Raw genomic sequence first — 20,360 nt, 5'->3', positions numbered from 1 at the left:
CCTGCGCGGTGCGCGGTGCCCTGTGGTGCGCGGTGCCTGCGCCCTGCGCGCCCTGCGCCCGCGCCTGGCGGGCTCTGCGCGCCCGGCGGGCGCAGCGGACCCGGCGGGCGCAGCGGACCCGGCGGGCGCAGCGGACCCGTGCCCGGCGTGCGCTCTGCGGGCCCCTGCCTTCGGCGGGCTGTGCGCCCGGCGGGCTGTGCGCGCCCCGTGCCTGGGGCCCCGGCGGGCTGTGCGCTCGGCGGGCTGTGCGCGCCCCGTGCCTGGCGCCCCTGGCGGGTGTAGCGCGCCGCGGGGTGCAGCGGGCCGCGCGGCCGTGGATGCAACGGGTAACAGGCGCAGCGCGCAGTGGGTGCAGCGGGTGCAGGGGGCCAGTGGGGTGCAGCGGCTGCGGGGGCGGGGCGACGGGCCGAGCGCTGCTGGTCAGTCTTCGGCGGCCGGGGTCGGTGCCGCCTCGGTGAGCGGAGGCAGCACCTCCGGGAACGGCGGCGGCGTACCGCCGTGCGCCGGGCACAGCTCCTGGTGGTCGCACCAACCGCAGAGCGGGCCGGGGTTGGCCCGGAACTCGCGCGCGGTGGTCGCCCGATCGATCGCGGTCCAGAGCGCCTGGAGCGTCCGCTCGAACCGGATCAGCTCGTCGGGGTCGGGGACGTAGTCGAGCACCTCGCGGTCGCCGAGGTAGAGCAGGCGCAGCAGCCGGGGCACGACACCCCGGGTGCGCCAGATGACCAGCGCGTAGAACTTGAGCTGGAACATCGCCTTGCCCTCGAACGACTCGCGGGGCGCTGCGCCGGTCTTGTAGTCGACGACCCGGATGTCGCCGCTCGGTGCGACGTCGATGCGGTCGACGAAACCCCGCAGCCGCAGGCCGGAGTCGAGCACGACCTCGACCAGGCGTTCGCGCTCGGCCGGGGCGAGCCGGTTCGGGTCTTCCAGCGTGAAGTAGGCGGCCAGCAGCGATCGAGCCGACGCGAGCCACTCGGTCAGCGCCTCCGGCGTCTCGAACAGCTCGGCCAGCTCCGGCGCCTCGGTGCTCAGGCGGGCCCACTCCGGCTCCAGGAGGGCCTCCGCCGCATCCGGGGAACGTTGACCGGGCGGCAGGTCGAACAGCCGCTCGAGCACAGCGTGGACGAGCGTGCCGCGGGTGGCGGCGGTGGTGGGACGCTGGGGCAGCCGGTCGATGCTGCGGAACCGGTAGAGCAGCGGGCAGGTCTTGAAGTCGGAGGCCCGCGAGGGTGAGAGCGACCCGATAATCGTCAGCGCGGTCCGCCCGTCCGGACCCGGGCCGCCGGGAGCCGGCGCGCCGGAGGTGGGAAGCGGGTCGGTCGCGGTGCTCATGCCGGTCAGGTTAGGCGAGCCCACCGACACTTCGCCGCCGTCAGCCCAGACCGGTGGATAACTCCGCCCCCGCCGCCCCTGCCGCGTCCGCGACGCCTACCGCGCCGGCGCCCGCCCGGCCCCGCCCGCAAGCACGCGCCGCCCACCTCGGCGTACCAGGAAATCTGGCCAACTATCGACCTGTCACGCGTCGGGGATACGTCGGTAGACGGCCAATCTTCGCCGCAGCCGCAGCCGCAGCCGCAGCCGCAGCCGCAGCCGCAGCGCGGGGCAGAGGCGCACGCGCGGGCGGAGGGCGCGGGCGCAGGGGCGCAGGGCGCGGGCGGAGGGCGCGGGCGGAGGGCGCAGGCGCAGGGCGCGGCGGAGGGCGCGGGCGGAGGGCGCAGGCGCAGGGCGCGGCGGAGGGCGCGGGCGCTGGGGCGCAGGGCGCGGGCGGAGGGCGCAGGCGCTGGGCGCGGAAGCGGGCCGCAGCACGGAACCGGGCCGCGGGCGCCGCGGGCGCTGGGCGCGGGGGCTGGGCGCGGGGGCAGGGCGCGGGGCGCGGGCGCTGGGCGCGGAAGCAAGCCGCAGGCGCGGAAGCAAGCCGCAGGCGCGGGCGCAGGCCGGAGACGTGGGCGCGGGCGCGCGGCGCCCGCCACCCTGGGCGGGCCGGGTACCGGGGATGGCGATTAGCATCGGGCGCTGGACTAGCGAAGGAGACACTGGTGACGAGCGCCGAGACCGAGCGCGTGACGCACGAGAGCGCGATCGAGGGTCGGCCCCCGGCGGCCGAAGGCGCCCATAACCGGACAATGGTAACGAACGTGACACCCGAACACGCCCGGGCGGGAAGTGTGAGCGATCCCACTGATCCGGTCGGTCCGCCAGAGCGACCGGTCGGCGCGAGCCGTCGAGGACCGTTCGCTCCCGGTGACCGTGTGCAGCTCACCGACCCCAAGGGCCGGTTGCACACCGTGCTTCTGGAGCCCGGCCGGTCGTTCCACACGCACCGCGGCGCGCTGGCCCACGACGACCTGATCGGCAAGCCCGAGGGCATTGTCGTACAAGCCAGTTCCGGCACGCAGTACCTGGCGTTGCGTCCGCTGCTCTCGGACTTCGTGCTCTCGATGCCGCGGGGCGCGCAGGTGATCTACCCCAAGGACGCCGCCCAGATCGTCGCGATGGGTGACATTTTCCCCGGCGCACGGGTGCTCGAGGCCGGCGCCGGTTCGGGCGCGCTGACCTGCTCGCTGCTACGCGCGGTGGGGGAGCGCGGTGCGGTCTACTCGTACGAGCGCCGGGAGGACTTCGCCGACATCGCCAGGGTCAACGTCGAGCGGTTCTTCGGCGGCCCGCACCCGGCCTGGTCGCTGACCGTCGGCGACGTGGCCGACGCGCGCGGCCTCGAGGTCGACCGGGTGATCCTCGACATGCTCTCGCCGTGGGAGGTGCTCCCGACGGTGGCGCCCGCGCTGGTGCCGGGCGGCGTCCTGATCGCGTACGTGGCGACGACGACGCAGCTCTCGGCCACGGTCGAGGCGCTGCGGGAACACGGCTCGTTCACCGAGCCGCGGTCGTGGGAGACGCTGGTCCGCGACTGGCACGTCGACGGGCTGGCGGTGCGCCCCGACCATCGGATGGTCGCCCACACCGCGTTCCTGATCAGCACCAGGCGCCTGTCCGACGGCGTCGTCGCCCCGAAGCGCCAGCGCAAGCCCTCCAAGGGCGCGGAGGCCTACCAGGCCCAGAAGACCGGCAAGCCCGACCCTGGTGCGCGGCCCGCCGAGGGCCAAGCCTGACGGCCCACAGCAAGGTCGAGGCGGCCTCGCGCGCGGACGCCAGCCTCGTCCTCGGCGGGCTCCAGGTCAGAACACGAGCGCTAGCGCACTCGTCAGGCGGCGGGGCCCGCTACTGGGAGGCCGTCGTCGGCGCGGACGACGTGAATGCAATCGCCGGGGCACTCCTTCGCCGAGTCGATCACGTCCAGTCGCAGCCGCCCCGGTACCGGCACCTGCTCGCCCTTGGCGGTCCGTAGCTCACCGTCGTCGCCCTTCACGTAGGCGAGCCCGTCGATGTCGAACTCGAAAACCTCCGGGGCGTACTGGACGCAAAGACCGTCGCCCGTGCAGAGATCCTGGTCGACCCAGACCCGCAGCGGAGCCTCGGTGCCCGCACTCTCCGACACGTGTCCTCCCTCGGCCCCACCGGTGCGTCTGCCGACTGAATCGGCGCTGCCAGCGTAGGCACGCCGCACGGTCACCGCCCACCGGGGAGGAGAGGTTGGCACCGCCGTTTACCCTAGGTGAACCTGGCGTGTCGACCCGTCATGTCCCTACACCGCATGAGTGAACAGGACAAAGTTTCCCTTCTGTGACGCGGGCATCGACTGCACGACGGCTCTGTGGGTGAGTCGGTACTGTTGGTGCACCGATCACCGGGGGAGGTGGCCGCTCGTGAACACAAACCGAGACGACGCGCACGGCAATGCGCGCCGCGAGGCGGAGGTCCGCGATCTCACGGCCCAGGTGGACTTCCTCCAGGAGGAAGTCCAGCTCCTGCGCCGCAAGCTCACGGAAGGGCCCCGGCACGTCCGGACCCTCGAGGATCGTCTTGCCACCGCGCAAGCCACGATCTCTCGCCTCACGGAACAGAACGACAAACTGGCCTCGACCCTTCGAGAAGCGCGTACCCAGATCGTTGCGCTGAAAGAGGAGATCGACCGGTTGGCCCAGCCGCCCAGCGGCTACGGGGTCTTCCTGGCCGCACACGACGACGGCACCGTCGACGTGTTCACCGGCGGACGCAAACTGCGTGTCGCCGTCTCCCCGTCGGTGGAGCTCGAGTCGCTCCGCCGCGGCCAAGAGGTCATGCTCAACGATGCCCTCAACGTCGTGCAGGCCCTCGGTGTGGAACGGGCCGGCGAAGTAGTGACGCTCAAGGAGGTCCTGGAGGACGAGACGGGCGTGCGCGACCGCGCGCTCGTGCTGTCCCGCGCGGACGAGGAGCGGGTCGTGTACCTGGCCCATACCCTCGACGAGGTGCAGTTGCGGGCAGGCGACGCGCTCCTGCTGGAGCCGCGGTCGGCCTACGCCTACGAGCGCATCCCGAAGTCCGAGGTCGAGGAGCTCGTGCTCGAAGAGGTGCCTGACATCGACTACACGTCGATCGGTGGCCTCTCGTCCCAGATCGAGCAGATCCGGGACGCGGTCGAGTTGCCGTTCCTGCACGCGGACCTGTTCCGCGAGCACGAGCTGCGGCCGCCGAAGGGCGTCCTGCTCTACGGCCCGCCCGGCTGCGGTAAGACGCTCATCGCGAAGGCGGTGGCGAACTCGCTGGCCAAGAAGGTGGCCGAGGTGCGCGGCGACACCGGCACGAACGCCGGCAAGTCGTTCTTCCTCAACATCAAGGGCCCGGAGCTGCTCAACAAGTACGTCGGTGAGACCGAGCGGCACATCCGCCTGATCTTCCAGCGTGCGCGGGAGAAGGCGTCCGGCGGCACCCCGGTGATCGTGTTCTTCGACGAGATGGACTCGATCTTCCGTACCCGTGGCTCCGGCGTCTCCTCGGACGTCGAGAACACGATCGTTCCCCAGCTGCTGTCCGAGATCGACGGCGTCGAAGGCCTGGAGAACGTCATCGTGATCGGCGCGTCCAACCGCGAGGACATGATCGACCCGGCGATCCTGCGGCCGGGCCGGCTGGACGTGAAGATCAAGATCGAGCGTCCGGACGCCGAAGCGGCCAAGGACATCTTCAGCAAGTACATCACCGCCTCGGTGCCGATCCACGGCGACGACGTCGCTGCCAACGGCGGCTCCCGCCAGGCGACCCTGGACGCGATGATTCAGGGCGTGGTGGAGCGGATGTACACCGAGACCGAGGAGAACCGCTTCCTCGAGGTGACGTACGCCAACGGCGACAAGGAAGTCCTCTACTTCAAGGACTTCAACTCCGGCGCGATGATCCAGAACATCGTTGACCGGGCGAAGAAGATGGCGATCAAGGACTTCCTGACGCTCAACCAGAAGGGCGTCCGGATGCAGCACCTGCTGGACGCCTGCGTCGATGAGTTCCGGGAGAACGAAGACCTCCCGAACACGACCAACCCGGACGACTGGGCTCGGATCTCCGGTAAGAAGGGCGAGCGGATCGTTTACATCCGCACGCTCGTCTCCGGCGGCAAGGGCAGCGAGGCGGGTCGGTCGATCGACACCGTGAGCAATACGGGACAGTATCTCTGACCCGCCGATGACGGGCCGCCCGGAGACGCACTACGGTCTCCGGGCACCTCTCCGCACCGAAACCGGGACCATCCGCTGAGATGACGCAACAAGGCGCCACGTGAAGACGATCACCCGCCGGCTCACGGCGGCGCTCCCGGTCCGTGGGTGGTTGCTCCTCGCGCTGCTTTATGTGCTCGCGGTAGCGCTGGCGCTGATCACCAACCCCCAGTTCGGCCCGGACTCCCGCATCTACCTGGCCTGGACCTACTGGTACCTGGGCCACCCGCAGGCCGAGGCCGCGCAGCTCTCGTACAACTACATGTGGGACAACGCCGGCCTGAAGGACTGCTGGTCCTGCTGGCCGGACGACTATCACGAGAAGTTCTTCACGGGGCAGTACGCGGCGGTCGTCGGGCCGCGCGTCCTGCTGCCGTTCCTCTCCGCGCCATTCGTCGCGCTGATGGGGCCGATGGGCATGCTCGTCGTGCCGATCGTCGGCTACGCGCTGGCCGTCGTCGCGACCGTGCTGCTGGCGTCCCGCCTCTGGGGCCAGCGCTGGGCGCTGCTCGCGGGCACCGTGCTGCTGCTGCCGGTCTACGTGTCCCGGTGGAGCGTCGTCGCGCACACCGAGGGCCCGGCGTTCGCGCTGCTGGCGTTGCCGTTGCTGCTGCTGCCGCTGGCCAAACGCGTCACTCGGAAACACCTGATCGCGTACGTCGTCCTGGTCGGCATCGGGATGCTCAACCGGCAGTTCGCGATCGCGCTGCCCGCCGCGGTCGGGTTCGCCTGGCTGCTGGTGGCCGTGCGGGACCGCAAGTTCCGCAACGTCTGGCTGCCGTTCGCGTTCTGGGGCAGCTTCGTCGGCTTCGGCATCCTGCTCGCGCAGATGCTGATCACGCCGATGATCTTCGGCGGCGAGGAACTGTCGCTGACCGGGCAGTTCAACGCGCTGTCCCAGCAGTACTTCCAGTCCCAGGGGCTCGGCGCGTTCCCCGACGTCACCTGGAACATCATCACGTCCGACCTGCTGCGGGTCCGGTACGACCTGGTACTGATGGCGCTGCTGGTGATCGTGACGGTCGCCGTGGTCTGGCGATTCCGCAGCGAGATCTCCGCGATGGCGGCCGGGGCGTTCCTGGCGGTCAGCGCGATCAACATCGTCGAGTTCTGGCCCGCGTCGTTCCGGTACCACGCGCCGATCGTCCCGCTGCTCGTCCTGGCCGGCGTGGCACTGCTCGCCGACCTGTGGGGACCGGTCCGGCAGCGTCCGTCCCGATCGACCGAGACCGCCCCGCGGCCCCCGGCGTACCGCCTCCCGGCGAAGGCCGTCGCGGCGGCCGCCGCGACGATCCGCCCGGCCCGGCGATGGTCGCCCACGCGCCGCGGCCTGCGCTGGATCGGTGTGCTGCCGCTGCACGGCTGGACGGTGATCGCGTCGCTGCTCGCGCTGACCTTCGCCGAGCTGTCGGAGCGGACCTGGCACTACGGTCCGAGCAGCATCTACCACCTGGCCTGGACCTACCGGATCCTCGGCTACTCACCCGCCGACGCCACCGCCCAGACCTACGTCGACCTGCGCAACATGCCGTTCTTCGGGTCCGGGTGCGGTGGTTCCTGCTGGGAGTACGGCGACTACTGGATCTACCAGCACGCGACGTCGGCCGACCCGAACCTGGTGTACCCGCTGCTGTCCGCGCCGTTCGTCGGGCTGATGGGGTCCGGCGGGCTGCTGGTCGTCCCGGTGATCGGGCTGCTGGTCGCGACCGTGATGCTGACGGTCTTCGCGGCGCGCCGCTGGGGCGCCGCGGCGGCCACGCTGACCGCGGTCGGCTTCCTGCTCACCGACCGGATCGCGGTCGCCGGCCTGGCGGGCACCGCGGACATGCTCGCGATCGCGCTGGCGATCGGCTGCCTGTTCACGCTGCCGCTGGACGGGCCGCGCAGCAGGCGGGCGCTGGCCACGTTCGGGGTGCTGCTCCTGCTGGCGCTGGCCAGCCGGTCGACGTCGATCGCGCTGGTGGGTGCCGTCGGCATGGCCTGGCTGTGCGCGAGCGTCTCCGCGCGGACGCTACGCAATCGCTGGTGGCCGTACGCGGGCGTGGCCGGGCTGGCGGCGGGCGGCATCGTGCTGCTCGGGCAGGTGAACACGATCGTGGACGCCCGGTACCTGGGCCGCGCCCGCGAGGTGATCTCCGAGGGCACCGGCGGTGTCGTCGGCTCGATCGCCGACCGGATCCACGACATGACCTCGGTGGACGGTACGTACATCGCCGCCGACGCCCTGCTCTGCGCCGTGCTGCTGGTGACGGTGATCGCCGCCCCGCTGCGGACGTTCCGCGACCCGCTGGCGGCGCTCGCGCTGGGCGGCGGCGTGGTCAGCGTGCTGCTGGGGCTGCTGGTCGGCGTGCCGTCCGGTGCGCGCCAGTTCAGCACCGTGTACCCGCTGTTCCTGCTGACCTCGGTCGGCGTCGTGGCGTCGCTAGTCGGGCGGTTGCGTCCGCGAATGCCGGACGAGGGGCCGGCGACCGAGCCTCCACCACCCGAGGAGCCGCGGGCGATCGCGGGACCCGTGGCCGAGCCGGAGATCCAGGAAGCGCCGGAGCCGGTTCCGGCCGGTGTGGCGGTCGCGAGCGGAGATTCCGGGCCACCGGATCCGTTCCCGGACACGCCGCACGCGCTCGCCGACGACGATCCGCGCACCGCCCTCCACCTGCCCGCACGCCCCGCGGCGGGCGGGTGACCGCGACCCGGTGCCACCGGACGACGGCGGGGTGTGGCGCGAAAGCCGTCGACCAGGCCGGGCGCCGAGACGCTGAGGTACGTAGGCTTCGTTCATGAGCGCGCGACGAATCATGGGCACCGAGGTGGAGTACGGCATCTCGGTCCCGGGCCAGCCCGGCGCCAACCCGATGGTCACCTCGTCCCAGATCGTCAACGCGTACGGGGCCCGCAACGACCCGGCGCGCAACGGTCGGGCCAGATGGGACTACGAGGAGGAGTCGCCGCTGCGCGACGCCCGCGGGTTCAACTACGGCGGGGCGCTCTACGATCCGGCGGAGGCGCTGGCCGATGAGGACCTCGGCCTGGCCAACGTCATCCTCACCAACGGCGCCCGGCTCTACGTCGACCACGCGCACCCCGAGTACTCCACGCCCGAGGTGACGAACCCGCGCGACGTCGTGCTGTTCGACAAGGCGGGCGAGTGGGTGATGGCCGAGGCGTCGCGGCGCGCGGCCACCGTGCCCGGCGCACCGCCGATCAACCTGTACAAGAACAACACGGACAACAAGGGCGCGTCCTACGGTGCGCACGAGAACTACCTCATGCGCCGCCGGACGCCGTTCAGCGAGATCGTCACGCACCTGACGCCGTTCTTCGTCACCCGGCAGGTGATCTGCGGTGCCGGCCGGGTGGGCATCGGCCAGGACGGATCGGGGACCGGGTTCCAGATCAGCCAGCGCTCCGACTTCTTCGAGGTCGAGGTCGGTCTGGAGACGACGCTCAAGCGGCCGATCATCAACACCAGGGACGAACCGCACGCGGACGCCGAGAAGTACCGGCGGCTGCACGTGATCATCGGCGACGCGAATCTGTCGGAGATCGCGACGTACCTCAAGGTCGGCACGACGTCGCTGGTGCTCAGCCTGATCGAGGACAAGGCGCTGCCCGGGGACCTCGCGCTGGCCGAGCCGGTGACCGACCTCCGTTCGGTCTCCCACGACCCCGGCCTGCAGCACAAGGTGAGTCTCCGCGACGGCCGGAAGATGACCGCGCTGGACATCCAGGAGATCTACTGCGAGCGGGCTCGCCAGTACGTCGCCGACCGGTACGGGGACGACGTCGACCCGATCACCAAGGACGTACTGGAGCGCTGGGAGTCGATGCTCGACCGGCTCCGCCGCGACCCGATGCTCTGCGCGACCGAACTGGACTGGGTCGCCAAGCTGCGCCTCCTCGAGGGGTACCGCGACCGGGACGGCCTGGGCTGGGACTCGCCCCGGCTGCAGCTGGTCGACCTGCAGTACCACGACGTCCGGAAAGAGAAGGGCCTCTACCACCGGCTGGTGGCCCGCGGCGCGATGAAACGGCTGCTCGACGACGACGAGGTCGCGAAGGCGATGCTCAAGCCGCCGACCGACACCCGCGCGTACTTCCGCGGCCGGTGCCTGGAGAAGTACGGCGCGTCGGTGGTGGCCGCGAGCTGGGACTCGCTGATCTTCGACGTCGGCCGGGAGTCGCTGGTGCGGGTGCCGATGCTCGAGCCGGAGCGCGGCACGCTCCAGCACGTCGGTAGCCTGCTCGATCGGTGCGACAGCGCGACCGAGCTGCTGGACGCGCTGACGGGTCCAGGACGTTAACTCTCGGACCAATTGCCGTTCCGGGGAGGTACCGTCGAGATGCGAACCGAGGGGAGACGCCATGAGCACCAGGGACAGCGGCGGACAGTCGCAGAGTAGCCGGGCCCGGCAGGACGTCGACGAGGTCGAGGCCGTCGAGGCGAATCCTGAGGTCGCCGAGCGGGTCGAGGAGCTGACCGAGGACGTCGACGCGATGCTCGACGAGATCGACTCGGTCCTCGAGGAGAACGCGGAGGAGTTCGTCCGCGGATACGTGCAGAAGGGCGGCGAGTAGCCCCCGACATCGAAGGCCGCCCGCAGCCAACGCTGCCGGGCGGCCTTCGTGCGGGTGGCGGTAGGGTTGCAGCAGGATTGACGCGTACGTACGAGAGAGGATCCAGGTGGCCACGGGTCTTGGCGCTACGGGGGGTCTAGGTGCTTCCGGCCGTTTCTCGAACCTGTTCACCGCGCCAGGGGGGTCGTCGTTCACCGAGTTCCTCAACCTGACCGCACCCGAGCTGCTTCCGGGGCGGCGTCCGTTGCCGCCCGGTGACCACGGCTCGGTCGCGCCGCACGGCACCACGATCGTCGCCGCCACCTACGCCGGCGGCGTGGTCATGGGCGGCGACCGCCGGGCCACCCAGGGCAACATGATCGCCCAGCGCGACATCGAGAAGGTCTTCCCGACCGACGCGTACTCGGTCGCGGGCATCGCCGGTACGGCCGGCATCGCGATCGAGATGATCCGGCTCTACCAGGTGGAGCTGGAGCACTACGAGAAGATCGAGGGCACCCCGCTGACCCTCGACGCCAAGGCGAACCGGCTGTCGATCATGATCCGTGGCAACCTGGGCGCCGCGCTCCAGGGCCTCGCGGTGATCCCGCTGTTCGCCGGGTACGACCTGGACGCCACCGACCCCGCGAAGGCCGGCCGGATCTTCGGGTTCGACGTCACCGGCGGGTGCTGGGAGGACCAGGGCTACTCGTCGGTCGGGTCGGGCTCGGTGTTCGCGAAGTCCGCGCTCAAGAAGCTCTGGAAGCCGGGGATGGACCAGACCGGGGCCGTGCGCGTCCTGGTCGAGTCGCTCTACGACGCGGCCGACGACGACTCGGCGACCGGCGGCCCGGACATCATCCGCAAGCTCTACCCGATCTTGACGGTCGTCGACGCCGAGGGCGTCCGGCGGCTGACCGACGACGAGGTCGGTGCGGTCGTGGCCGACGTGATCGCCGACCGTACGGCGAACCCGGGCGTCTGAAGTTCAGTTCTAGCGAAGGGGCCCCAGCACCGTGGCCATGCAGTTCTATGCCTCGCCCGAGCAGCTCATGCGCGACCGCTCGGAGTTCGCGCGCAAGGGGATCGCGCGCGGTCGCAGTGTGGTCGTGCTCAGCTACGCGGGCGGCGTGCTGTTCGTCGCCGAGAACACGTCCAACGCGCTCCACAAGGTCAGTGAGATCTACGACCGCATCGGCTTCGCCGCGGTCGGTAAGTACAACGAGTTCGAGGCACTGCGGCAGGGCGGCGTGCGCTACGCCGACCTTCGCGGGTACTCCTACGACCGCCGTGACGTCACCGCCCGCGGCCTAGTCAACGCGTTCGCCCAGCAGCTCGGCGCGATCTTCGGTGAGCAGTCCAAGCCGTTCGAGGTCGAGGTCTGCGTCGCGCAGGTCGGCGCCGAGGCCGGTGCGGACGAGCTCTACCGGCTCACCTACGACGGCTCGGTCAGCGACGAGCCGGGCTTCGTCGCGATGGGCGGGCAGTCGGAGGCGATCGCGACCCAGGTGCGCGAGAAGCACGACGCCGGGCTCGACCTGCGGGCGACGCTGAAGATCGCGGTCGACGCGCTGGCGTCGATCGGCGGGGAGAACGGCAACCCCCGCACGATCTCCGCGGCGCAGCTCGAGGTCGCGGTCCTCGACCGCACCCGGCCGGGCCGGGCCTTCCGCCGGCTGATCGGTGCGGCCCTGGAGGGCCTCCTCGTCACTGAAACTACTTCTGCGGACGCCGAGAGCGAGGCGTCGTCCGAGGAGCCGGAGTCGGCCGAGGGCACCGAGTCGTCGGAGTCGTCGGAGTCGTCCGACTCCTGAGCACCGCGCGCATGCCTGACATCGGTTGTCAGGCATGCGCGGCACACTGAGGGCGTGCGTGCCGACCGACTGCTCTCGATGCTGCTGCTGGTGCAGACCCGCGGCCGGATGACCGCGCAGGAGCTCGCCGACGAGCTCGAGGTGTCGGTACGCACCGTGTACCGGGACGTCGAGGCGCTCTCGGCGGCCGGGGTACCGCTGTATGCCGACCGTGGGCCGGCCGGCGGCTACCAGCTGCTGGAGGGCTACCGCACGAGGCTCACCGGCCTCACGATCGACCAGGCGGAGTCGCTGTTCCTGGTCGGTATGCCGGGCCCGGCCGCCGCGCTGGGCCTCGGCACCGAGCTGGCCGCCGCCGAGCTCAAGCTGCTGGCCGCGCTCCCGGCCGAGCTGCGCACTCGCGCCGAGCGCATGCGTGAACGTTTCCACCTCGACGCTCCCGGCTGGTTCCGCGAGGCCGAGCAGGTGCCGCACCTCGCGGCCCTCGCGGACGCCGTCTGGAACCAGCACCGGATCTACGCCCGCTACCGGCGCTGGCGGGCGCCCCGGGACGTGGAGCGGGTCTGGGATCCGCTGGGACTCGTGCTGAAGGCCGGGGTCTGGTACTTCGTCGCACGCAAGGTCCCCGGCGACGAGATCCGGGCCTACAAGGTCTCTCACCTGCTCGACGTCGAAGTGCCGGGTGAGCGGTTCGCGCGTCCGGAGGGCTTCGACCTGGCCGAGTACTGGCAGAAGTGGACGAGCCGGTTCGAGCGCAACCTGATCCGCGGCGAGGCCGAGGTGCGGCTCTCGCCGGCGGGGCTCGACCGGCTGCAACACCTGCTCGGGGGCCCTGCCATGACGCAGGCGGCCAGGGCGAACGCCGACCCGCCGGACCCGGACGGGTGGTTCCGCACCACGATCCCGGTCGAGCACATCCGGAAGGCGCACGGCGACTTTCTCGCGCTCGGCGCGGAGGTGGAGGTCCTGGGGCCGCCGGAGCTGCGCGCGCTGTTCGTCGGCACCGCGAGGGCGCTGGCAGCGCTGTATGACCAAGGCGCGCCCGCACGGGACGAACGGATCTAGTACGGTGCGTACCGCCGATGGGAATCGGACATTACGGGCGCACCGGTGCTCGTGGTACGGACGGGGGCTGCGGTGGCGACGAGGCTGGCAGTCAAGGCCGTCCGTGCGGCGATCAGCCTGAGCGTCGTCGGGAGCCTGTTCCCGATCGTGCGCGCGGTCGCCGCGCCCGCGGTCGGACGTCCGGTGACCCGGTGCGTCGTCGCCGATCGTCGGCTGGGGCAGATCAGCGGCCTCGTCGAACGCCCCGGGGGGTTCTCGGTCGTCAACGACACCGGCCCGGTGATCTGGCGTCTGGACGCCGGGTGCCGCCCGATCCGGCGGACCGTGCTCCGTCCGCCCGCCCCCCGTGACCCGGACGCCGTCCCGCTGGGCGGGAAGCGGTTCGACACCGAGGACATCGCGCTCGACGCGTCCGGGACGTTCTGGATCGCCGACATCGGTGGCAACACCGGCTACCGGCTCGCGGTGTCGCTGTTCCGGTGGCGGGTGGGTACCGCAGCGACCGCGGTCGCCCGGTACGACCTGCGCTACCCCGACGGGGCGCACGACGCGGAGGCGATGCTCGTCACCCGCCGTGGGGCGGCCGTCCTGGTCACCAAGACGGCCGGTGCCGCGGGCGTCTACGTCGCCGACGCGCCGCTGCGCCCGACCGGGTGGCTGCGGCTGGTCGGGCGCTTCGACGTGCGTCGCGCGTGCCCGGCGTGCCGGGCACGCAGCCGCCTGATCACCGGGGGAGCGGTGTCCCGGGACGGCACCCGGGCGGTGCTCCGCACGTACGACCGGGCGTTCGAGTGGTACGCGCCGGACGGAAACATCGCCCGGGCGCTGGTGACCCGGGCTCCGCGGCAGATCCGGTTGCCCGCGAGCCGTCAGGGCGAGGCGATCGCGTACACCACCGACGCCCGGACGCTGCTCACCGCGACCGAGCGCATACCGGCCCCGATCGGAGCGGTCCCGATCCGCGGTTAGAAGAACTCTCCCTCGTCGTCGCCGAAGAGCGCGTCACCGGCTTCGTCGAGGACCTCACCGGCGACCATTCCGCCGACGAACCCGGCGGCCGCGCCGCCCGCGACCGCACCCATCCCGTGCCCGCGGCGGCGACGGTGACCGTGGTGGCCGTAGCTGCCGAAGGCCCCCTGTCCTCCGTAGGCACCCTGTCCGCCGTAGGCACCTTGTCCGCCGTAGGCACCTTGTCCGCCGTAGGCACCTTGTCCGCCGTAGGCACCTTGTCCGCCGTAGGCACCTTGTCCGCCGTAGGCACCGGGGCCGCCGCCGAACCCGCCGTGGGAGCCCGCCAGCAGCTGCTGGAGCCAGCCGTCGAGGTATCCCGCCCAGTCGGTGTCACCGGCGGTCGCGTAATCGATCCGCAGGTGGTGGAACGTGTCCGCCCCGCCGCTGAACAGGCCGCCGCGCTTGTCGACCTCGAGCACGACGTCGACCGCCTGCGGCCCGGCGACGAACGTCACCTCGAGCTCGTTGAGCCGCCCGGCGTATGCCGGCGCCGGGAAGAACTCGATCTCCTGGTAGAACGGCAGCTGCTGCGGCACGCCCCGCAGCTGCCCGTACTCCACGTCCGCGCTGCGGAACGTGAACCCGAGGCGCGCGACCGCGTCCAGGAACAGCTCCTGTGCGGGCAGCGGGTGGATCGCCACCGGGTCGAGGTCACCGGCGTCGATCGCCTTCGCGACCGCGACCTCGGTGCGCAGCCCGACGGCCATGCCGCGCAGCGGCTGGCCGAACACCGCGGTGACCGGCGCCTCCCAGGGCACCGGGAACTGGAACGGGATCGATCGGTCGGTGTTCGCGGGCAGCTCGAAGCCGCCGGTGAGCGGGAGCCGGGCAAACTCGACGCCGCCCGCCTGCTCGTGGTCGCCGCCCTCGAACTCGACGCGGGTGACGAGGCCGAGCTCGATGCGTTCGATCGTGACGGTCCGGTCGCCGCCGCGGAGCCGGACCTCACCGCGCACCAGCTCGCCGGGCCGGCAGTCGCCGCGTTCCAGCACGGTGTCGACGGACGGTCCGCCGGCACCGAACGCGTGCATCAACTTCCTGAAGACCACGACATCTCCTCGGAAACTACCGGGAGGGGATTCCTCCCTTAGTGACCGTTCTAACGCGCACGGTGACCCGACAGTTCCGAGGTCCGGATCTGTGGGTCGGTGGTCCTTGTAGACGTGTCCGGCGGCCCCGGAGACTCCTCTCCATGAAGGACGTCCTGATCGTCGTCTACGACGGCGTCACGCTGCTCGACGTCGCCGGGCCGCTCCAGGTGCTGCACGCGCCGCAGGCCTACCGGACGCGGCTGGCCTCGCCGGACGGGGCGCCGGTGACCACCGACGTCGGCGTTCCGCTCGCGGTGGACACCGCGCTGTCCGCCGTCCGGACGCCGCCGGACACGCTGCTCGTCCCCGGCGACCTCGGGTTGCGCAGCGCGGACGGGATGCCGGACGGCGTCGTGGACCAGCTCACCCGGATCGCGCCGGACGTCCGGCGGGTCGCCTCGGTGTGCGGGGGTGCGCTGCTGCTCGCGGCGGCCGGCCTGCTCGACGGCCGGCGGGCGACCACGCACTGGGCGCTCTGCGAGGTGCTCGCGCAGCGGTTCCCGGCGGTCACCGTGGAGCCGGACGCGATCGTGGTCCGGGACGGGTCCCTGCTCACCTCCGCGGGGGTGACGGCGGGAATCGACCTGTCGCTGGCGCTGCTCGAGGAGGACCTCGGCCCGGACGTCGCCCGGACGGTGGCGCGCTGGCTGGTGGTGTTCCTGCAACGCCCCGGAGGGCAGGCGCAGTACGGCATCCCGAAACCGGGGCCGGTCCCGCGCAACCCGGCGCTGCGGGCCGCGGTCGACGCGGTCGCCGCCGACCCGGCCGCGCCGCACACGCTGGAGAGCCTCGCCCAGACCGCGGCGGTCAGCGCCCGCCACCTCGGCCGGCTGTTCCGCCGCGAGCTGAACGCGACCCCCGCGCAGTACGTCGAGTCGACGCGGCTGGCCGCCGCCCGGACGCTGCTGGAGTCCAGCGACGCGGTGCTGCCCGCCGTCGCCAGGCAGAGCGGCTTCGGTTCGGACGAGACGCTGCGGCGGGTCTTCCTCAAACACCTCGGCATCCCACCGCACGCCTACCGCGAGCGGTTCCACCCGTTCGGAAGGAACGACCGATGACCGCACCCGCCACCCCGCTGACGAAGGCCGTCGACGAGTTCGTCGAGGCGACTCACCCCCCGCTGGTACGGAACCACAACCAGCGCTCGTACCTGCTGGCGCGGGCGCTCGCCGACGCGCGCGGCCAGGACTACGACGTCGAGCTCGTCTACCTGATCTGCGCGCTGCACGACGTCGGGCTGACCGACGCCGGCGCCGGTACCCAGCGGTTCGAGGTCGACGGCGCCGACCGGGCCGCCGAGCTCCTGGAGGAGCACGGCGCGACCGACGCACAGATCGACACGGTCTGGGACGCGATCGCGCTGCACACCACGCCGAGCCTCACGGCGTCGCCGGTGTTCGGCCGCCGCCGCCCACCGGAGATCCGGATCGCGCACGCGGGCATCACCCACGACGTCCTCGGCGGACCGGACGGGCTGCCGCCCGGTTTCGCCGACCGCTTGCTCGCGATCTACCCGCGGCTCGGCGGCACGCCTGCCCTCACCGCGCTGATCGTCGCCCAGGTCGAGGCCGATCCGCGCAAGGCGCCGCCGTGCACGCTCCCCGGCGAACTCCTGCACCAGCGCCACCCCGACGCGCCCTACCCGACCTGGGACGCTCTGGTGGCCGTCAACGGCTGGGACTGACCCGCGTAGATCGTGGCCCGCTGCTAGCCTCTCGTGTGGACGCGGACGGACTGCCGAAGGGGCTGGATGAGCGCGGGTGCTGGGCCGCTGGCACGCGTCGGCCGGGTCGTCTGCATCGTCCTTCTCGCGGTTCTCACCGCGGTCGCGGCCTGCCAGAGCAAGACCCAGGACCCCGACGGTCCGACCGTCGAGGAGAAGCTCACCGAGGCCGGTTTGCGGGACGAGAACCGGCCGGCCAAACTCCGGATCGGCGTCTACGACTGGCAGCCGCTGCTCGGGTACGTGGCAGACGGCCGCAACGAGGGCTTCGACATCGACGTCGCGCGCTACATCGCGGCCAACCTCGGCTACGTCGGCGACGACAAGATCGAGTGGGTGCCGATCGACAACGTCGCGGACCGGCTCAAGTTCCTGCTCCAGGACAAGGTGGACCTGGTCGTCGCGAGCTTGTCGATCACCGAGGAGCGCAAGCGGTCGATCGCGTTCGCCGGGCCGTACCTCGTCATCGAGCAGAGCGTCATGGTGCCGGAGGAGCTGAAGAGTGAGATCACGACGCTCCAGGATCTGGTCGACCCGCGCTACAAGGTGTGCACGTCCACCGCGTCCACGTCGGAGAAGCTGCTTGCCGAGCGACGTGTCCCGTTTGTCGCCCGGAACAGCGACAAGGAGTGCTTCGAGGGCATGCAGAAGGGGCTCTACCAGGCGATGAGCACCGACCGGTCGGTGCTGTTCGGCTTCCAGAGCGAGCACGAGGACCAGTTCCAGGTGCTCGACCTGAAGCTGGCGACCGCGTCGAACCCGGGCGTGGAGGAGATCGGGATCGGCGTCTCGAAGAAGAACCCCGCGCTGCGCGAGCTGGTCGACTACTACCTCTACAAGAGTTACGCGGCCGACCGGCGGGGCGAGGTCACCGCGTGGCGCCAATCGTTCGCCGAGCACCTGAGCGTGCTCGGGGCACTGGACCAGCCGGAGCCCCATGACCACCCCGACCTCGTCGACAGCGACGCGAAGTACCCGACTCGATGACGCAGGCGACGCCGGGGCCCGCGCCCGCCGAGGCGTCCCGCAGGCACGAGAGCCAGGTGTTCTGGACGCTGGCGGTCGCCCTGCCCGCGGCGCTCTCGCTGCTCCGGCTGTGGATCGAAGCGGGCGGTCAGTTCCAGACGACGCTGCTGCTGGTCCAGAACGTCAACGCGGTGAACCTGTTCGCGACGACGCTGCTGGTGAGCATGCGGCTAGTGAGCGGCGTCCTGGTGCTGGCGTTCGCGGTCGGTGGTGTGCTGGTCCGTAGCGCGGACGCGAACGGAGCACCGGAGCGGCTCCCGCTGCTGGCCCGCTGGACCCGCCGGACACCGCTGTGGCTGCTGGGCGTCGTGTTCGGGCTCGCGCTGGCCACCTGGCAGATTCTCTACCTTCCGCTGCTGTTGCCGGCGTTCGTGCTGGTGTTCCAGTCGGTCCCGGAGTGGGGTCGGATCAAGCGGTGGCAGCGGTCGGCGGCGTCCGCCGCCGTGCTGTCGGTCTACGCCGGCCTGCTGACGCCGACCGCGGTCGACGCCGCCCGCCAGGGTGAGTACTTCGTGTTCGGCATGTTCGTCGTGCCGCCGCTGCTCGCGCTCGGGGTGGACGGGCCGGTGCCGCGGTGGTTCGCCGGGGTGCTGGCTGTTGCCGGTCAGATCGGCGTCGTGCTGTTCGCGGTGGCTGCCGCCGCGACCACGATGACGATGCCGGTGCTGCCGCTCACCGTGACGACCGTGCGCGACACCGACGGATCGTCGACGAACCTCCGCGGCTACGTGGTCGGCACCGACGACGAGCTGACCGCGATCCTGCAGGAGAGTGGCGGGGTGCGGTACGTGCACAACGACGCGATCACCGCTCGGACGCTCTGCCCCGCCTCGCCGGACCTGCCGGTCTATCGGCTGCGGGTGCACGACCTGCACATCGAGGACTCGCTGCTCGAGGCGTGGGGACGGCGGGTCCGCCCGGCTCCGACGATCGATGCGACCTGCCGCGTCCTGCAGTCCCCCCGTACCGCAGGCCCGCCCTGACGCACCCGGCCCGGCCGCCGCCGCCCGGGTGGCCGCGGACCGGGCGCCAGGAGGCCGGGCGGGCCTCCGGATCACACGTCGAGGGGCGGGCGGCGGCGGCCGTGGCCGGTCGCGGCCTCGAACGCCGCCGCGACCTGCAGCGTCAGCAGGTCCGAGCGCGGGCGGGTGACGATCTGCAGCCCGACCGGCAAGCCGTCCGGCGTGAACCCGGCGGGCACCGAGATCGCCGGAGCCCCGAGCACGGTCACGTGGTACGCCGAGCGCATCCAGTCCAGGTAGGAGTGCTGCTCCTGCCCGGCGACGATCCGCGGGTACTCCTCGTCGACGTCGAACGGGGCCACCTGGCTGACCGGCGCGATCAGCACGTCGTACACGTCGAAGAACGCCGCGGCCGCCCGGTAGGTCCGCGCCCAGGCGGCGGTGGCTCGCCCGACGTCGCCGCGGCTCAGTCCCCGTCCCTGGGCGATGTTCCAGGCCAGCGCCGGTTTGAACGCGTCCGGCCGGGCGTCGTAGGACGCGCCGAACGCCAGCTCGAACGCGTTCGCGCGGAGCGTCCGGAACACCAGGTCGGCCTCGGACAGGTCCGGCTCCGCCTCCTCGACGACGCAGCCCAGTTCGGCGAAGACCGCCGGTGCGCCGGACAGCACCGCGGACACGTCCGCCGAGATCGGCAGGCCGCCGAGCGTCGGGCTCCACGCGACCCGCAGCCCGGCCAGGTCACGCTCCAACGGCACCCGGAACGCGTCACCAGGTGTCTCCAGCGCGATCGGCGAGCGCCGGTCGGGGCCCGCGATCGCGGAGAGCAGCAGCGCCACGTCGGCCACCGTGCGGCCCATCGGCCCAGACGTGCCGATCGTGTCCCACGGGTTGTCGTTCGGGTAGGTCGGCACCCGGCCGGGCGTGGGCCGGAACCCGACCACGTTGCAGAACGACGCCGGGTTGCGCAGCGAGCCGCCCATGTCGCTGCCGTCGGCGATCGGGATCAGCCGAGCGGCCAGGGCGGCGGCCGCGCCGCCGCTGCTGCCGCCCGCCGAGCGTCCCAGGTTGTACGGGTTGCGGGTGACGCCGAACAGCGTGTTGAACGTGTGCGACCCGGCGGCGAACTCGGGAACGTTGGTCTTGCCGATCCGGATCGCACCGGCGTCCTGGATCCGCTGCACGACCAGCTCGTCGAACGCCGGGACGTTGTCGGCGAGCAGCGGCGAGCCGTAGGTGGTGCGCATCCCCGCGGTGTCGTGGGTGTCCTTGAACGCGATCGGGAGGCCGTGCAGCGGGCCGGGCTCGGCGCCGCGCGCGACCGCCTCGTCGGCAGCCGCAGCGGCGGTGAGCGCTCCCTCGGCGTCCAGCGTCACGATCGCGTTGACGGCCGGGTTGACGCGTTCGATCCGGTCGAGGTGTGCCGCGACGACGTCCCGGGCGGAGACGTCCCGGCGCCGCAGCCGCTGCGCCAGTTCGACTGCGTCCAGGTCACAGAGGTCATCCATGCCCCGAGCTTCCCG

The 20,360-nt window shown here is 71.8% G+C and carries 17 protein-coding genes; 13 read left to right on the top strand and 4 right to left on the bottom strand.

Annotation, left to right across the window (positions count from 1 at the left end; all coding sequences use genetic code 11):
• Window positions 1-420 precede the first annotated feature (420 nt).
• Window positions 421-1,335 carry a RecB family exonuclease gene (locus BUB75_RS33030; protein ID WP_084741994.1) on the bottom strand — a complete coding sequence of 305 codons (915 nt, stop codon included), beginning with the start codon at window positions 1,333-1,335 and terminating at the stop codon, window positions 421-423.
• Between the two features lie 791 nt (window positions 1,336-2,126).
• Here BUB75_RS33030 and BUB75_RS33025 point away from each other — a divergent pair.
• Window positions 2,127-3,113 carry a tRNA (adenine-N1)-methyltransferase gene (locus tag BUB75_RS33025; RefSeq protein WP_084742040.1) on the top strand — a complete coding sequence of 329 codons (987 nt, stop codon included), beginning with the start codon at window positions 2,127-2,129 and terminating at the stop codon, window positions 3,111-3,113.
• Between the two features lie 92 nt (window positions 3,114-3,205).
• On the opposite strand, the gene BUB75_RS33020 is transcribed toward BUB75_RS33025, so the two are convergent.
• Window positions 3,206-3,499: a ferredoxin gene (locus BUB75_RS33020; protein ID WP_073262692.1), complete on the bottom strand. Its 294-nt coding sequence runs from the start codon at window positions 3,497-3,499 to the stop codon at window positions 3,206-3,208.
• A gap of 268 nt (window positions 3,500-3,767) precedes the next feature.
• Between BUB75_RS33020 and arc the strand changes: the two genes are divergently transcribed.
• From arc to BUB75_RS32980, 8 genes are all read left to right on the top strand, one after another.
• Window positions 3,768-5,555, top strand: coding sequence for a proteasome ATPase (gene arc / locus BUB75_RS33015; protein WP_073262690.1), 1,788 nt, complete (start codon window positions 3,768-3,770; stop codon window positions 5,553-5,555).
• A 100-nt stretch (window positions 5,556-5,655) separates the two neighbouring features.
• Complete coding sequence (locus tag BUB75_RS33010; protein ID WP_073262688.1) at window positions 5,656-8,277, top strand: glycosyltransferase family 39 protein; 2,622 nt, start codon at window positions 5,656-5,658, stop codon at window positions 8,275-8,277.
• A 94-nt stretch (window positions 8,278-8,371) separates the two neighbouring features.
• Window positions 8,372-9,895 (top strand): depupylase/deamidase Dop, encoded by a 1,524-nt coding sequence (dop, locus tag BUB75_RS33005; RefSeq protein ID WP_073262686.1) that lies wholly within the window; start codon window positions 8,372-8,374, stop codon window positions 9,893-9,895.
• Window positions 9,896-9,956: 61 nt separating this feature from the next.
• On the top strand, window positions 9,957-10,169 hold the full coding sequence (locus BUB75_RS33000; protein WP_073262684.1) for a ubiquitin-like protein Pup: 213 nt from the start codon (window positions 9,957-9,959) through the stop codon (window positions 10,167-10,169).
• Window positions 10,170-10,275: 106 nt separating this feature from the next.
• Complete coding sequence (gene prcB / locus BUB75_RS32995; RefSeq protein WP_218617917.1) at window positions 10,276-11,133, top strand: proteasome subunit beta; 858 nt, start codon at window positions 10,276-10,278, stop codon at window positions 11,131-11,133.
• A gap of 31 nt (window positions 11,134-11,164) precedes the next feature.
• Window positions 11,165-11,962, top strand: a complete 798-nt coding sequence (prcA, locus tag BUB75_RS32990) for a proteasome subunit alpha (protein ID WP_073262682.1) — start codon at window positions 11,165-11,167, stop codon at window positions 11,960-11,962.
• Between the two features lie 54 nt (window positions 11,963-12,016).
• Window positions 12,017-13,027, top strand: a complete 1,011-nt coding sequence (locus BUB75_RS32985; protein WP_073262680.1) for a helix-turn-helix transcriptional regulator — start codon at window positions 12,017-12,019, stop codon at window positions 13,025-13,027.
• A gap of 72 nt (window positions 13,028-13,099) precedes the next feature.
• The gene (locus BUB75_RS32980) at window positions 13,100-13,996 is read left to right on the top strand and encodes an SdiA-regulated/phytase-like domain-containing protein (RefSeq protein WP_073262678.1); all 897 of its coding nucleotides are present in this window, start codon (window positions 13,100-13,102) and stop codon (window positions 13,994-13,996) included.
• On the opposite strand, the gene BUB75_RS32975 is transcribed toward BUB75_RS32980, so the two are convergent.
• Complete coding sequence (locus BUB75_RS32975) at window positions 13,993-15,087, bottom strand: sporulation protein (protein ID WP_073262676.1); 1,095 nt, start codon at window positions 15,085-15,087, stop codon at window positions 13,993-13,995. The two genes, BUB75_RS32980 and BUB75_RS32975, sit on opposite strands and share 4 nt — an antisense overlap.
• Before the next feature lie 143 nt (window positions 15,088-15,230).
• Between BUB75_RS32975 and BUB75_RS32970 the strand changes: the two genes are divergently transcribed.
• The 4 genes from BUB75_RS32970 (at window position 15,231) to BUB75_RS32955 (ending at window position 18,861) form a co-directional block, all read left to right on the top strand.
• Complete coding sequence (locus BUB75_RS32970; RefSeq protein WP_073262674.1) at window positions 15,231-16,187, top strand: GlxA family transcriptional regulator; 957 nt, start codon at window positions 15,231-15,233, stop codon at window positions 16,185-16,187.
• Complete coding sequence (locus BUB75_RS32965) at window positions 16,184-16,813, top strand: HD domain-containing protein (protein ID WP_073262672.1); 630 nt, start codon at window positions 16,184-16,186, stop codon at window positions 16,811-16,813. The genes BUB75_RS32970 and BUB75_RS32965 overlap by 4 nt, the downstream gene beginning before the upstream one ends.
• Before the next feature lie 66 nt (window positions 16,814-16,879).
• Window positions 16,880-17,839, top strand: a complete 960-nt coding sequence (locus BUB75_RS32960; RefSeq protein ID WP_073262670.1) for a transporter substrate-binding domain-containing protein — start codon at window positions 16,880-16,882, stop codon at window positions 17,837-17,839.
• A complete protein-coding gene (locus BUB75_RS32955; RefSeq protein WP_073262668.1) occupies window positions 17,836-18,861 on the top strand; it encodes a hypothetical protein in 1,026 nt (341 codons plus the stop codon). Before BUB75_RS32960 ends, BUB75_RS32955 begins: the two co-directional genes overlap by 4 nt.
• A 71-nt stretch (window positions 18,862-18,932) precedes the next feature.
• Here BUB75_RS32955 and BUB75_RS32950 read toward each other — a convergent pair whose 3' ends face one another.
• Entirely contained in the window at window positions 18,933-20,345 is a 1,413-nt protein-coding gene (locus BUB75_RS32950) for an amidase (RefSeq protein ID WP_073262666.1), read from the bottom strand.
• Between the last annotated feature and the right edge of the window lie 15 nt (window positions 20,346-20,360).

Origin of the sequence: Cryptosporangium aurantiacum, assembly GCF_900143005.1 — a bacterium.
GTDB classification, from domain to species: Bacteria; Actinomycetota; Actinomycetes; order Mycobacteriales; family Cryptosporangiaceae; genus Cryptosporangium; species Cryptosporangium aurantiacum.
The sequence above is the reverse complement of the archived record's forward strand: the minus strand, read 5'-3'. Positions and strand labels throughout refer to the sequence as shown.

Bases quoted from the DNA above. Each gene is read 5' to 3' on its own strand.
- BUB75_RS32960 (WP_073262670.1), top strand. From the start codon at position 16,880: ATGAGCGCGGGTGCTGGGCCGCTGGCACGCGTCGGCCGGGTCGTCTGC.
- BUB75_RS32955 (WP_073262668.1), top strand. From the start codon at position 17,836: ATGACGCAGGCGACGCCGGGGCCCGCGCCCGCCGAGGCGTCCCGCAGG.
- BUB75_RS32970 (WP_073262674.1), top strand. From the start codon at position 15,231: ATGAAGGACGTCCTGATCGTCGTCTACGACGGCGTCACGCTGCTCGAC.
- dop (WP_073262686.1), top strand. From the start codon at position 8,372: ATGAGCGCGCGACGAATCATGGGCACCGAGGTGGAGTACGGCATCTCG.
- BUB75_RS32965 (WP_073262672.1), top strand. From the start codon at position 16,184: ATGACCGCACCCGCCACCCCGCTGACGAAGGCCGTCGACGAGTTCGTC.
- BUB75_RS32950 (WP_073262666.1), bottom strand. From the start codon at position 20,345: ATGGATGACCTCTGTGACCTGGACGCAGTCGAACTGGCGCAGCGGCTG.
- BUB75_RS33030 (WP_084741994.1), bottom strand. From the start codon at position 1,335: ATGAGCACCGCGACCGACCCGCTTCCCACCTCCGGCGCGCCGGCTCCC.
- BUB75_RS33025 (WP_084742040.1), top strand. From the start codon at position 2,127: ATGGTAACGAACGTGACACCCGAACACGCCCGGGCGGGAAGTGTGAGC.
- BUB75_RS33000 (WP_073262684.1), top strand. From the start codon at position 9,957: ATGAGCACCAGGGACAGCGGCGGACAGTCGCAGAGTAGCCGGGCCCGG.